Raw genomic sequence first — 12,582 nt, forward strand, 5'->3', positions numbered from 1 at the left:
ATCATGTCACGCTTTTGGCAGCGGCCGGGAGCATGGGTGTTGCGCTGTCAGCCTCCGACTTTCTCGAGACGTCACCGCGAGCGGCGGAGGTAGTTTCGTGACCAAATCTCTTCGCCGACGCCAGCTTGACCAGCGCCTCGCCGAGGCGCTCTCGCGCTGCGGCAATCCTGGCCTGTCTCGCCGACTTCTCTGCCTGTGTCTCCATGGCGGTCCGCCTCCGTGATCTGACGGGCCGACCATCATTCATCGACATCGTTTTCCCTACGAAAATGCAGAGGAGCATTTTTCGTGAGCGTCACCCCTTTGCCTGAAGCTGGCCAGTCCGACGGCCTCATCACCCTGATGAAAACCTCGGTCCGGGCCCTGGTTCTCGCCTGCAATGCGCCGGGCCAGACCGGGCCCGAGCGTGTCGAGCAGATGACCGGCTATTCCCGCGGCGCGATCTCGCGCTGGTGCGGCGACAACTACCGCGACCTGCCGCCGCTCGATGTCGTGTTCCAGCTCGAGAGCGCGCTCGGCAAGCCAATCGTCTCGCGCATGCTCGCTTCGCTGACCGGCCACCAGGTGGTGCCAATCTCCGACGCCGAGGGCGAGGCCGGGACGACCGACCTGATGCACGGCGTGATGCGCGCCACCGGCAGCCATGCGCGCTTCGTTTCCAAAGCGGCCGAGGCGATGGAAGACGATGTCGTCACGCCCGGCGAGGCCAAGGGCATCCTGAGCGAGATCCTGACGCATCAGCGCGAGATCGGCGAAGTCGCCAGGAACCTCGCCAGGAAGGCGGGCGCGTGATGGCTGCGAACCATCCGCTCGGCCAGCTGCCGGAGCTTTCGCCCGAGCTCATCTATTGGCTGTCCATGGTCACCGCCGCCGCCCACAGGCTGCGCAATATCGGCAGCACCGACCGGGCGGTTTCGCTGCTGCGCCGCGCCGGCGACCGCGTGCCGGTGAAGCACGCTGCTGCCGGCATGCACGCGCTGGCCGACCTCTTCGCAGCGCACCCGCCCTTGCCGAAGCTGAAGCTTCGCCGGAGGGCGGCATGAGGCGCCGCTTCTTGATCGAGCGCGTCGGCCGCCGTCGGCGCAGCGCCGCGCGCGGCATGGCCCGGCTCGGCTTTTCCGCCCGCGTGATCGCGATCGTGCTGCGCATCCGCTTCGCCACCGCGCATGACATCGTCGCCTGCCGCGCTGCGCCGTCTGCCCTGTGGAGCCCGGCCGAGCGGGCGCTGTTTCGGGGGAGCGGACGATGAGCCGCGTTGAGCACCAGTCCGATGACGTAACGCTCTATCTGGGGGATTGCCGGGAACTGCTGGCTGGCCTGCCACGCCACGACGCAGTTGTTACGGACTCGCCTTATGGCATCGGGGAGGCAGCGGGCAAAAATGCGAGCCGAGGCAATATCGCTGTTGCGAAGGACTACGGCGATGACGAATGGGACAACGAACCAATCAGCAACGAACTGCTGGCCCTAGTCCGCGCATCAGGACGTTGGAATATCATCTTCGGGGGCAACTACTATGATTGCCCGCCAACATCGTGCTGGCTGGTTTGGGATAAGCTGAACGGCGCCAACGACTTTGCTGACTGCGAGTTGGCGTGGACAAACCTTCCAAAAGCGGTGCGCCGCATAAAGTATCTCTGGAATGGCATGCTTCGCGCCAACGGCGAGATGCGCGGTGATCACCCGACACAGAAGCCAATCGGCGTGATGTCGTGGGCGCTGCAGCAGCTGCCGAAGGGCACCTCGACCGTGATCGACCATTTCATGGGGTCGGGGACGACAGGAGTGTCCTGTGTCCTCTCTGGGTTGGGTTTCACCGGCATTGAGCGAGACACGCGTTACTTCGATGCCGCTTGCCGGCGCATAGCCGACGAGCGGAGGCGGCCTCGCCTAGCTCTCGCCCCCATCGCCAGGCCCGTTCAGGAGGCGATGCCCCTATGACTCGTCAACGTCTTCCCAGCCGACGCGAGGGGCTGGTGATCAGCGTGCCGCACCCCGGCAGCTACACCGTGCACTATGACGTGACGATCGGCTTCAGCGATGGCCTGCGCAGCGAGCCGCTCGAGATCTTCATCGGCTGTAACAAGCTGACAACGGCGCTGCACGTCGCGGGCATCGAGATCGCGACGCTGGTCTCTATTGCCCTGCAACATGGCGCCACGCTGGAGGAACTCGGCGGCGCGATGCCTCGCGACGAGGCCGGCAAGCCCGAGGGTGCGGCGGGCGCGGTGCTCGACGCCGTCCTGGCCGAGGTCTCGCCATGACGCGACTCTCCGACGAGCAGATTGCCGATGTGAAGGGCCGGGTCGACCTCGCCAGCCTGGCGCAGGAACTGGGCTCGCATCTGCGCCACTCCGGCGGGCGTTTCGTCGGCTCCTGCCCGATGTGCGGCGGCGGCAAGCGCGCCACCCGCTTCGAGGTTAAGGCCGAGGGCTGGGTGTGCGCGGTGTGCTGCACCGGCGGCGACGCGATCGCACTGGTGCGCAAGGTGCTGGGGCTCGACTTTGGCGGTGCTGTCGAGCGCCTGGGCGGGCCGCGCGTGCTGACCCAGGAGGAAACCGGCCGGCTGGCGGCGCAGCGGCGCGAGCGCGAGGCCAAGGACAAGGCCGAGGCCGATGGCTATCGCCGCCGCGAGATCGAGACCTGCCTGCGGATCTGGGATGCCGGACGGGCGCCGGGCACGCTGCTGCGGCGCTACTGGGACAGCCGCGGCCTGATGCTGCCTTCGACCGCGCTGATCAGGGAGGCCGACGCTGTCGGCTTTTTCCACGGGCAGGTGATCGACGAGCGCGGCCGCGAGCAGGCCCGCCTGCTGGTGCAAACGCCGGCGCAGCTGGCGCTGATCCTCGACAACCAGGGCAAGCCCTGCGGCCTGCACATCACGCATCTGCTCGCCGATGGCGCCGGCAAGGCTGTGATCGCCGACCCCGAGACCGGTGAGATCCTGCCGGCCAAAAAGATGCGAGGCTCCAAGAAGGGCGGGCATATCCAGATCCGGCAGCCGCCGGCCGGAGCGATCGAGCGCTGGGCGCAGGTCGGCCGCTCGGTGCGGCTGTTCCTGGGCGAGGGTATCGAGACCGTCGCTGCCGTGGCCACCGACCTGCACCGCGCCGGCAAGGGCGACCCGCTCGACCTGTTCTGGGCGGCCGGCGACCTCGGCAATCTTGGCGGGCCGCATGCCGGCACCGTGGCACATCCGACGCAAAAGACGCCTGCCGGGCGCCCACAGCGCGTGCCCAGTGACGAGCCTGCCCCAGACCAGCCGGCGATCGCTGTGCCTGATGCCGTCACCGATTTGGTGCTGCTGGGCGACGGCGATTCCGATCCGTTCCTGACCAGGCAGACGCTCGAGCGTGCCCGTCGCCGTTACGCCCGCCCTGGGCGCCGCATCGCGATCGCGATGGCCCCGGCCGGGCGCGACTTCAACGACATTCTGCGGAGGACGGCGTGAGCAGCGCTAAATCACCCCGACCGACTGCGAGCTTATTCGACTACCGGCTCGATCCACAGCCAGGTGATGTGATCGTTGTTTGGTTCAGCAACGGAGCCGCCAGCGCGATCGCTTGGCAGGAGACGATACGGCGTTATGGCCGCGGCTGTGACGTGCGCGCAGTCAACAACCCGGTAGCAGAGGAAGATGAGGACAACCCGCGCTTTGGGGCCGACGTGGCTTCGTGGCTAGGGAGGCCTCTTATCAGCCACTCTAACCCTAAATTTTCGTCGGCATCGGCTGAGGATGTCTGGCGCCAAGAGCGTGCCATGGTCTTCACGTTCGGCGCGCCGTGCACCCGGGCGCTGAAGAAGGAGGCCCGTCAGGATTACGAGACCCGGAACCGTGTCGATTGGCACGTACTGGGGTTCACAGCAGACGAGCAGGCCCGGCACGACCGGTTCGTCTTAACCGAGCGTAGCAATGTCCTGCCCGTTCTGATCGAGGCCGGACTGTCAAAGCAGGATTGCATGGACCGGCTCATCGCTGCTGGAGTGCAGCCTCCGCGCGTCTATGCCGAGGGCTACCCGAACGCGAACTGCATCGGCTGCGTGAAGTCGCAGAGCCCAACCTATTGGAATTTGGTTCGGCGCACACGTCCCACTGTCTTTGAGGCCCGCGCCAAGCTTTCGCGCGAGCTTGGCGTGCGCCTGGTCAAGTTTAGGGGGCAGCGCATCTTTCTTGATGAGCTTCCTGCAGACGCTAAAGGCCGCGACCTGAAAACCATGGCCATCGAATGCGGCATCTTCTGCGAAGAGCGGGCAGCATGAGCGAGCACGAAGACGACAGCATCGCGGACATCGTCGATTCCGCACTTGCCGCAGCTGGCCCCGCCCCGCAGCCCCGCGCTCGGATGGACGGGCAGGCTGGTGATGCACGCGAGGAGGATCGGGGCAGGGCGCATCTCGATGCGCTGATCGCCCTCGCGACCCTGCTGCCCAACGACACCGACAATGGACGGCGATTGATCAGCTGGTATGGCCGCGACCTGACCTTCGTGCGCGATGTCGGCTGGCACGTCTGGACCGGCCGCGTCTGGGAGCCTGTCGGCGGGCAGGAGGCGGTGCTGCGGCTTGCGCAGAAGACCGCACGCAACATCGCGATCGAGGCCGAGGCGATCTATCCGACCGACGAGGAGCGCAGGCAGATCGAGGCCGGCTCGGCGGCGCGACGGGTGGCCAAGGATGACCGCACCGAACTGGAAGAGGGCGCGATCACCGAGGGCAAGAAGGCGATGGGCGCCTGGATGACCCGGCGCGGTCGCCGGCGGGCCTTCTCTGTGACCTGCGGCAACGGGGCCCGCATTTCCCAGATGATCACGCAAGCGGCGCCGCATCTGACGATCGGCGTCGACGCGATGGACGCCGATCCCTATCTCGTCAATGTCGAGAACGGGACGCTGGTCTTCGAGCGCGTCGCCGACCCCGATTCCGCCGATACGGCGAAGCCTGCGCTGTTCTGGCGGGTGCGGCTGCGCGGGCATGAGCGCGACGACAGGCTGGCCAAGCTGGCGACGGCCGCGTTCGATCCCGACGCCGAATACCCGAGATGGAGCGCCTTCCTCGACAAATTCCAGCCCTTACGGGCGATGCAGGCCTTCCTGCAGGTCTATTACGGCTATTCGCTGCTCGGGGTAATCGGCGCGCAAAAGCTCGTCTTCCACTATGGTGAGGGCGCGAATGGCAAGTCGACCTTCATCGAGGCGTTGGCGCGGCTGTTTGGCGCCTACGCGCGCTCGCTCAACTCGGAATCGCTGACCGGGACGCAGGCAAGGGCTGGGGCGCAGGCCTCGCCGGATCTGGCTCAGCTGCCCGGCGCGCGCATGGTGCGGATCTCGGAACTGCCGCGCGGCGAGCCACTGCGCGAGGCGCTGGTGAAGTCGCTGACCGGCGGCGAGCCGATGATGGTGCGGCACAATTACGGGAACTTCTTCGAGTTCCGGCCAGCCTTCAAGGCCAGCATGTCGGGCAATGACCGGCCGCGCATCGACGGCGTCGATCATGGCATCTGGCGACGTATCGCGCTCGTCGTCTGGGGCGTGACCATCGCCGATGCCGAGCGGCGCGAGATGGAGGATGTGCTCGCCGAATTCGAGGCCGAGCGTGCCGGCATCCTCAACTGGCTGATCCAGGGCGCCCTGACCTATCTCGAGGAGGGGCTGATCGAGCCTCTCGAGGTCAAGGAGGCGACAAAGGCCTATCGGGCCGACATGGACCAGGTGCAGGGCTTCATCGACGCCTGCGTCAAGCGCCTGCCCCCGCCCGAGCCGCCCGACGAGCCCAGGCAACTGCCCTCGCGCACGCTGTACGAGGCCTACGAGACCTGGTGTCTCGCCAACGCGATGAAGCCGTGGAGCGAGAAGGCCTTCAGCCAGACCATGGTCAAGAAGGGCTTCGTCAAGGTCGACGGCCGCATCCGGCATTTCCTCGGCCTGCAGCTTCACAATGTGCCCGACAGGCCAGAGCCCCGCAGCCCCCGCCGCGAGGATGACCGCTGATGCGTGATGCTCGCATTCATGCGCTGGGCGCTGGCGGAGGGGTGATTTCGCGCGCCGGTATGCGTCTGACGCTGCGAGGGTTGCGAGGGTTGAGCGAGGGTTCGCGGCAACCCTCGCGTGGCGAATTAAGCAATTACTGCAATGGGTTAGATAGGGCTTTGCGAGGGTTGCGAGGGTTCTCGCGCCTCATATGAAACTCGGGGGCTTCGGGGTGTTTAAAGGCAGGCTTTCACAATGCCTATACACAACCCCAACCCTCGCAACTCTCGCAGATATCAAATCAAGTAATTGAAATATAACGGAAAATAGGCTTGCGAGGGTTGGTTTTGACCCTCGCTCAACCCTCGCAACCCTCGCAAGAGCAGATTGAGCCATGAAAACCATCGGGATCGAAGCCTTCCTGCGCTGGGTGTATCGCGAGGAACTGCCCAAGGCGGAGGCGCCGGGCACGGGCGCGGCGCTGATCGCCGAGACGTTCGGCGGCGGCTGGGATGCGGTCTCGCGCCAGGGCGAGCTGATGACCGAATGCGTCAGCGACGGCCGGGTGAACTCCTACGGCGTCGTGCCGCTGCCGGCCTGGTATGGCGAGCCGCCGCACCCGGATGCCTATGCCGCGCATAAGGCGATCAGCGAGCTCGGCAAGATGGACTTCGGTGTTCCCGCTGACTGGGCGCCGCTTGCCGGCCTTGGCCTCTCGCCGGAGGAGGAACAGGACGCGGTGCGCCGTGCCATGCCGCGCATCGCCAGCGCGTCGGCGGATGGCACCTGGTGCCTGCGCTTTAAGCCGGCCGAGCTGATCCGTCGGCACGCCATCCTCGGTGATACGCCGTGCTGGGAGGCCGAGGTGCCGAAGGCGCGGTTCGTCAGCGCGAACGGAAAGCCGCTCTGGTTTCGGATGGTGGAGATCACCAACCATCTCGGCCGCGTAGAGCAGCGGGAGATGGACGGGCGCAATCCTCGGACACGCCGCCCTTATGCGGACGCATACCGCAAGACGATCCTCACGCCCGACCCTGCGCAGGCTGCAATCGAGCGGGCTGAATACGAGGTCTGGCACGCCGCCCTGGGCCTGCTGGTCGAGATCCTCAACGAACCTGGCGCGTTGCTCTCGCACCAACTCGGCGCCCCGCTCACGCCCGCTCGGCCGTGGGAGGTGAGGGTGCTCGAAAATAGTTGTTGACGTGCGCCAGTCGCTTGGTGCACCACATGCACAACGCAAAAGGTTCAGACGCCGCTTCGGTTTCCCGAGGCGGCGTTTTCCGTTCGGGGGAGAGCGCGATGCAAATCACGGTCTCGCTCGATGGCGTCATGAAGCAGTTCGGCGACCGCATCCGCAAAGCGGGCGCGCAGGCGCCGGGCCTCATGGCCAACGGGCTCAATGCCGGCGGCGCAGCCCTGCGCGTCAAGACGATCGCATCGGAGACGGCGCAGACGGGGCTGGCCAAGCGCGTCATCGCGAAGGCGCAGCGCGAGCACCGCGCATCCGCTGCCAGCCTCGTCTATGAGATCGCTGCCCAAGGTGGCGATGTCCGCCTGAAGTTCTTCAAGGCTCGCGAGACCAAGGCCGGCGTCAGCGCCGCGCCCTGGAATGCGAGGCATGTCTATGCCGGCAGCTTCATCCGCGGCGGGAAATTCCCCAAGCGGGTCGGGCTCGGCATGGGTGGCCATGTGTTCCAGCGGTCCGGCTCTGCCCGGCTGCCGATCGTCGGTGGCCGGTCCGGGCTGTTCATTCCGACCGAGATGGTCACGGGCAAGACAGCGGCGACATTCAATGCGGGGCAGGGCGGCGTGCTCGACACCATCACCCGCGCCGTCGGCGCCGCCTTCGGGGCGGACTGATCTGCATCAGGCGCATGTCCGACCCGGCGAGGTCAGTCCGCATGCGTCGGGCGCGGGCCTCCCCCCGGTCTAGGGACCGTTCGGCGCCCCGGCAAAAGCCCACGGGCAGATGGCTTGCGGCGCTTGCCCAGTAAGCGGGTCTGCAAGCGGTACACGCGATGCACGTGTCGACACGTGCACTGCACGACAGGTGCACGATGGACGACTGGGTCTCGATAACGGACGCGGCGGCACGGCTTAGCGCATCCGGGGACCGGGTCGACCGGTCGACGTTGTCGCGCTACCTCAAGCAGCATGGCGAGGCGCTGCCGAAGCGCCCCGATGGCAAGTCCAACCTGGTCGAGTTCGGTGCGCTGGTCGCGCATCGGGCCGAGAACATCCGCATCCGCTCGATGCCCAGCGAGGTCCGCCCAGCGAGCGCTCCCAAAGGTGGCCAGCCGGCGACCCGTTTCGCCGGATCGCAGTCGGATGGCGCGGCGCGCAAGGCCCAGGCTGATGCCGCGCTGCGCGAGATGGATCTGGCCGAGCGCGTCGCGAAGACGACGCTCGTCAGCGAGGTTGATCGCGCCGGCCGCGAGGCGATCGCCTTGATGCAAAGCGCCTTCGACCGCGCCTACGAGCAGGAGGCAGCCGGCCTCTCGCTGAAATATGGCTGGGACGAGCGCATGGTGCGCGTCGCCCTCAAAGGCTTTGTGCGAAAGGGCACGGACGTCTTTTATCGTGAGATCACCTCGCGGATCGACGCGATGAAGCGTCCCAAAGCCGGGCTGCCGCAGGAGGATGATCTCGTCCAGGCCACCGCGCCGTGATCGAGGATTTTCGCGAGGCGTTCCCGGCGTTGCCGGAGGGCGGTACCGTTCTGTTTGGAGGCCTCGCCGCAGCTTCGCGTCCGGTCGACGACCTGACGATTTCGGAATGGGCCGACCGCTACCGCGTCGTCTCGGAGGAATCGGGTTCGCCCTGGCCGGGACCGTTCCGGACCGAGCGGGTTCCATATCTGCGCGAGCCGCAGGATTGTCTGCACCCTGATCATCCGGCGCGGCGGGTGACGGCGCGCTGGGCAGCCCAGCTTGGCAAGTCGACCGCGATCGAGAACTGGTTCGGCTACATCGTCGACCAGGCGCCGGGCTCGATGATGATCGTGCTGCCGACGCTCGACGAGGCGACGAAGTTCAACCGGGTCAAGCTGCAGCCGACGATCGACGCCAGCCCGCGCATTGCCCATCGCGTGGCGCCGGTGTCGAGCCGCGACGAGCAGGGTTCGACCACCGCCTTCAAGAGGTTCGCCGGCGGCTTTTGTCAGATCGTCAACGCAGGCTCGTCGAAGGGCCTGCAGATGGTCTCGATCAAGTACCTGGCGATGGACGAGGTCACCGGTTACCTCGCCGATGTCGATGGCCGCGGCTCGCCGCGCGATCAGGCCCGTGCGCGGCAGAAAATGTATGGCGACCTCGCCAAGGAATGGCAGGGCTCGACCCCCGGTATTGCGGGGGAGTGCGCGATCACGGAGGATTTTGAGGGCGGGGACCGGCGCTATTTCTACGTGCCTTGTCCGCATTGCGCCGTGCGCCAGGCGTTGACGCCGGAGATGCTGCGCGGCCCCGACGACGAGAAGCGTCTGCCGGCGCATCTGCGTTGCCAGTCCTGCGATGGCGCCATCCTCGACGGACACAAGGGCGACCTGCTCGGCGCTGGCGAATGGATTGCGACCAGGGTCCGCGATGGCGCGGAGGCCGTGCCCGCGACGATCGCGCCCGATGAGATGCCGCGCTGGCGCTGCCCGCCCTGCGAAGGGCGCTGCCGTGACTGGCAGCCGAGCTACCATCTCTGGGCGGCCTATGCGCCGCGCGAACGGCTCGGCGCGATCTGGGACAAGAGCCAGCTCGCCGAGGGCGATGCGACCAAGATGCGGGTGTTCTGCCAGCAGGATCTGGCCGAGCCCTATGATCCAGGCGGCGTCGCCGTCGAATGGGAGCGACTGACGGAAGCGGTGCAGATCTCCACCTATGCGCGCGGTGTCGTACCCCTCGGCACCGCGCTGCTGGTCTCGGCCGCCGACGTGCAGGGGTACGGTATCAAATGGCTGGTTTATGCCATCGGTCCACGGGGCCAGCGCTGGCTCGTCGATCGCGAGGTGTTCGAGGGGGCGCCCGACCAGACCGATGCGCCCTGGATCGCCTTGGCCGATGCGCTGGGGCGGCAGTACCCGACCCCGTCGGGGACCATGCAGGGCATCGACCTGTCGGGCGTCGATTCCGGCTTCGCGACGGACCGGGTCTATCGCTTCTGTTCGGGCAGGCCGGACTGCTACGCGCTCGACGGGCGCCATGACCAGGGCAGGCCCTGGCTCGGCACGCCGGTGAAGCGCGACATCAAGGATGCGCAGCGCCGCGTGGTCTCGAAGGTGATGCTCTATCCCGTCGGTCTCTACGACGTGAAGACCGAGGTCGTGGCCGGCCTCGCCAACCTGATCCTGGGCCCCGACACGGCGGGATCGTGGCCGCGCAACACGCTGCATCTCAGCGCCGATCTCTGCGATGCAGAGTTCGCGCAGGAGATCACCGCCGAGCGATTGGTCGATCCCGACGAGCCGACCGGCGGCAACGCCAAGAAAAAGCGGCTGGTCTCGCCCCGAGCCGGGCGCGAATGGCGCAAGCTAGTCAACCGCAAGAACGACTGGTTCGACGCCACCGTCTACGCCTTTGCGCTGGCCTGGCACCTCGAGCACAAGCGCCGCCTGACAGTCGAGCGCTGGAACGACCTGATCCTCGATCTGCATGGCGGCGGCGAGGCGCAGGATCTTTTTGCTGTGGCCGATAGCGGGCCGCTGGCCGTCAAGACAGGCCGGCTGTCGCCGGCCGAACGCGCCGCGAAGAAACAGGAATGGGCACAACGCCGATGATCAAGCCGCGGTTCAGGGTCAAGGCGGGGAGTGCTCCCGCGCATCCCGGAGGCCTTGCGCCCGCGCCGCGCCCAACCGCGCGCTGGCTGCGCGACGCGCCCGATGGCGCGCTCTCGATGCGCTCCGCCGCGCTGGTCGAAAGTCGCGAGGATACGCGCCGCGCGTGGGGCCGGATCGCTGCGCTCGCCGTCGACTTCATCCAGAACTCGGGTCGTTTGAAGGGGGCGGTCGACCAGATCATCGCCGACACCATCGGCAACGAACTCAAGCTGCGCGCCAAGCCCGACATGGCGGCGCTGAGCTATGACGCGCAGGAGACCAACGCCTTTGCCCGGATGGTCGAAGCTCGCTGGCGCCGCTACGCATGGAATCAGGCGGAGTGCGACTATCGAGGCAAGTTCGCCCTGCCGCAGCTGCTCGATATCGCGCTTCGCCACCACGTCGCTTATGGCGAAGCGCTCGGCTTGATCGAGTTCATGGGACCGGCCGAGCGCCGGCGCTACGGCATCGCCAGCGGATCGAAACTGCTGATGGTGACGCCGACCCGGCTGGTGGCGGATACCAACGAGATCGAGGGGCTGTATTCAGGTGTCAGTCATGACGCCAATGGCCGCCCGGTTGCCTATCGGCTGCGCCATCGCGAGGCCGGTCTGCATGTCACCCGAGATCATCCCACGCGCGACAGGGCAGGGCGCCAGCTTCTCGTGCACGCCTTCGACCCCTGGGACGGGTCGGATGTACGCGGCGTCTCGCCGATCGCAGCCGCAATGCGCACCCATGCCCATGCCGAGAAGCTCAACGACGCCACGCTCGCCACCGCCATCCTGCAGACGGTGTTCGCCGCCACCCTGACCTCGGCCGAACCGAGCCAGGACGCGTTCCAGGCGATCGAGGCACTCGACGATGATTCCGAGCTGAAGGACGACTTCCTCGGCTATTATGCGAACGCGCTCGAACAGGCCAAGACAAGCACGATCGCGATCGACGGCTCGCGGGTCAGCCACCTGGCGCCCGGCGAAAAGCTCGAACTGCTGACGGCGGCGACACCGGGCTCGACCTATCTGCCGTTCTCCGCCGATCTGCGCCGCGAGATGGCGCGTTGCCTTGGCATCACGGCCGAAAGCTTCACGCTCGACTATAGCGGCGCCACCTATTCGAGCACCCGAATGGCCACGTCCTCGATCTGGCCCGTGGTGATGCGCCGGCGCGAGCGCATCGCCGGCCCGATCGCCCAGGCGCTTTACGAGAGCTGGCTCGACGAGGAGATCGGCGAGGGCCGCATTCCCCTGCGAGGGGGGCATGCGGCCTTCATGGCGCACCGCGACGCGATCTGCTGGGCCGAATGGCAGGGCCCGGCCAAGCCGACGGCCGATGACGGCAAGTCGGCGAAGGCCGCCAGCGAGCGCCTGCAGAACGGCACGACCACGCTCGAATACGAATGTGCCGAGCTCGGCCTCGACTCCAACGACGTCATCGCCAAGCGCGCCGAGGAGATGGCGATCCTGACCGAGCGCGGTCTGCCCAACCCGTTTGAGCGGGTCCAGGGCGGCAGTCAGGGCGAGGCTGGTGAGGCGGACGCGGAGCCAGGCCAGCGCGGCGCGCGGGAAACAGCATGAGCCTCGATCCCTGCTTGGAGGCCACCCGCCTGCGCGAGCTCCTGACCGCGCTGGTCTCGGGCGAGGCGGTCGCACTCACGCGCTTCGGCGAGGATGAGGTGCGCTTTCACAAGGGCGATCCCGAACGCCTCGAGCGCCTGATCGCCGATCTCGACCGCGCCTGCGCGATCCAGATCGGCCAGACCCCGAAGCGCACGCGCTTCGCCAAACGGGCGGCTTTTCGGCCCTACTGAGGTTC

14 protein-coding genes are annotated in these 12,582 nt (G+C 67.0%); all 14 read left to right on the forward strand.

What is annotated here, in order from left to right:
* The first annotated feature begins 288 nt into the window (after positions 1-288).
* Positions 289-792 (forward strand): phage regulatory CII family protein, encoded by a 504-nt coding sequence (locus tag AC1D2L_RS18475; RefSeq protein WP_476847358.1) that lies wholly within the window; start codon positions 289-291, stop codon positions 790-792.
* Positions 792-1,043 (forward strand): hypothetical protein, encoded by a 252-nt coding sequence (locus AC1D2L_RS18480; RefSeq protein ID WP_476847359.1) that lies wholly within the window; start codon positions 792-794, stop codon positions 1,041-1,043. The genes AC1D2L_RS18475 and AC1D2L_RS18480 overlap by 1 nt, the downstream gene beginning before the upstream one ends.
* On the forward strand, positions 1,040-1,249 hold the full coding sequence (locus AC1D2L_RS18485) for a hypothetical protein (protein WP_476847360.1): 210 nt from the start codon (positions 1,040-1,042) through the stop codon (positions 1,247-1,249). The genes AC1D2L_RS18480 and AC1D2L_RS18485 overlap by 4 nt, the downstream gene beginning before the upstream one ends.
* Positions 1,246-1,941, forward strand: a complete 696-nt coding sequence (locus tag AC1D2L_RS18490) for a DNA methyltransferase (RefSeq protein WP_476847361.1) — start codon at positions 1,246-1,248, stop codon at positions 1,939-1,941. The genes AC1D2L_RS18485 and AC1D2L_RS18490 overlap by 4 nt, the downstream gene beginning before the upstream one ends.
* Positions 1,938-2,264 carry a hypothetical protein gene (locus AC1D2L_RS18495; RefSeq protein ID WP_476847362.1) on the forward strand — a complete coding sequence of 109 codons (327 nt, stop codon included), beginning with the start codon at positions 1,938-1,940 and terminating at the stop codon, positions 2,262-2,264. The genes AC1D2L_RS18490 and AC1D2L_RS18495 overlap by 4 nt, the downstream gene beginning before the upstream one ends.
* Complete coding sequence (locus AC1D2L_RS18500; RefSeq protein ID WP_476847363.1) at positions 2,261-3,451, forward strand: DUF7146 domain-containing protein; 1,191 nt, start codon at positions 2,261-2,263, stop codon at positions 3,449-3,451. The genes AC1D2L_RS18495 and AC1D2L_RS18500 overlap by 4 nt, the downstream gene beginning before the upstream one ends.
* Positions 3,448-4,260 (forward strand): hypothetical protein, encoded by an 813-nt coding sequence (locus tag AC1D2L_RS18505; protein WP_476847364.1) that lies wholly within the window; start codon positions 3,448-3,450, stop codon positions 4,258-4,260. The genes AC1D2L_RS18500 and AC1D2L_RS18505 overlap by 4 nt, the downstream gene beginning before the upstream one ends.
* A complete protein-coding gene (locus AC1D2L_RS18510; RefSeq protein WP_476847365.1) occupies positions 4,257-5,987 on the forward strand; it encodes a DNA primase family protein in 1,731 nt (576 codons plus the stop codon). The genes AC1D2L_RS18505 and AC1D2L_RS18510 overlap by 4 nt, the downstream gene beginning before the upstream one ends.
* Before the next feature lie 373 nt (positions 5,988-6,360).
* A complete protein-coding gene (locus AC1D2L_RS18515; RefSeq protein ID WP_476847366.1) occupies positions 6,361-7,167 on the forward strand; it encodes a hypothetical protein in 807 nt (268 codons plus the stop codon).
* A 98-nt stretch (positions 7,168-7,265) separates the two neighbouring features.
* Complete coding sequence (locus AC1D2L_RS18520) at positions 7,266-7,826, forward strand: hypothetical protein (RefSeq protein ID WP_476847367.1); 561 nt, start codon at positions 7,266-7,268, stop codon at positions 7,824-7,826.
* A gap of 164 nt (positions 7,827-7,990) precedes the next feature.
* Positions 7,991-8,635 (forward strand): hypothetical protein, encoded by a 645-nt coding sequence (locus AC1D2L_RS18525; RefSeq protein WP_476847368.1) that lies wholly within the window; start codon positions 7,991-7,993, stop codon positions 8,633-8,635.
* On the forward strand, positions 8,632-10,728 hold the full coding sequence (locus AC1D2L_RS18530; RefSeq protein WP_476847369.1) for a terminase gpA endonuclease subunit: 2,097 nt from the start codon (positions 8,632-8,634) through the stop codon (positions 10,726-10,728). The genes AC1D2L_RS18525 and AC1D2L_RS18530 overlap by 4 nt, the downstream gene beginning before the upstream one ends.
* The gene (locus AC1D2L_RS18535) at positions 10,710-12,344 is read left to right on the forward strand and encodes a phage portal protein (protein WP_476847370.1); all 1,635 of its coding nucleotides are present in this window, start codon (positions 10,710-10,712) and stop codon (positions 12,342-12,344) included. Before AC1D2L_RS18530 ends, AC1D2L_RS18535 begins: the two co-directional genes overlap by 19 nt.
* Positions 12,341-12,577: a hypothetical protein gene (locus AC1D2L_RS18540; protein WP_476847371.1), complete on the forward strand. Its 237-nt coding sequence runs from the start codon at positions 12,341-12,343 to the stop codon at positions 12,575-12,577. Before AC1D2L_RS18535 ends, AC1D2L_RS18540 begins: the two co-directional genes overlap by 4 nt.
* Positions 12,578-12,582: the final 5 nt, after the last annotated feature.

Source organism: Allobosea sp. P1_B10, from assembly GCF_056406735.1.

Excerpts from the sequence above, each read along its gene's own strand:
- AC1D2L_RS18535 (WP_476847370.1), top strand. The coding sequence starts at position 10,710 with ATGGGCACAACGCCGATGATCAAGCCGCGGTTCAGGGTCAAGGCGGGG.
- AC1D2L_RS18480 (WP_476847359.1), top strand. The coding sequence starts at position 792 with ATGGCTGCGAACCATCCGCTCGGCCAGCTGCCGGAGCTTTCGCCCGAG.
- AC1D2L_RS18495 (WP_476847362.1), top strand. The coding sequence starts at position 1,938 with ATGACTCGTCAACGTCTTCCCAGCCGACGCGAGGGGCTGGTGATCAGC.
- AC1D2L_RS18490 (WP_476847361.1), top strand. The coding sequence starts at position 1,246 with ATGAGCCGCGTTGAGCACCAGTCCGATGACGTAACGCTCTATCTGGGG.
- AC1D2L_RS18515 (WP_476847366.1), top strand. The coding sequence starts at position 6,361 with ATGAAAACCATCGGGATCGAAGCCTTCCTGCGCTGGGTGTATCGCGAG.
- AC1D2L_RS18485 (WP_476847360.1), top strand. The coding sequence starts at position 1,040 with ATGAGGCGCCGCTTCTTGATCGAGCGCGTCGGCCGCCGTCGGCGCAGC.
- AC1D2L_RS18500 (WP_476847363.1), top strand. The coding sequence starts at position 2,261 with ATGACGCGACTCTCCGACGAGCAGATTGCCGATGTGAAGGGCCGGGTC.
- AC1D2L_RS18540 (WP_476847371.1), top strand. The coding sequence starts at position 12,341 with ATGAGCCTCGATCCCTGCTTGGAGGCCACCCGCCTGCGCGAGCTCCTG.
- AC1D2L_RS18520 (WP_476847367.1), top strand. The coding sequence starts at position 7,266 with ATGCAAATCACGGTCTCGCTCGATGGCGTCATGAAGCAGTTCGGCGAC.
- AC1D2L_RS18510 (WP_476847365.1), top strand. The coding sequence starts at position 4,257 with ATGAGCGAGCACGAAGACGACAGCATCGCGGACATCGTCGATTCCGCA.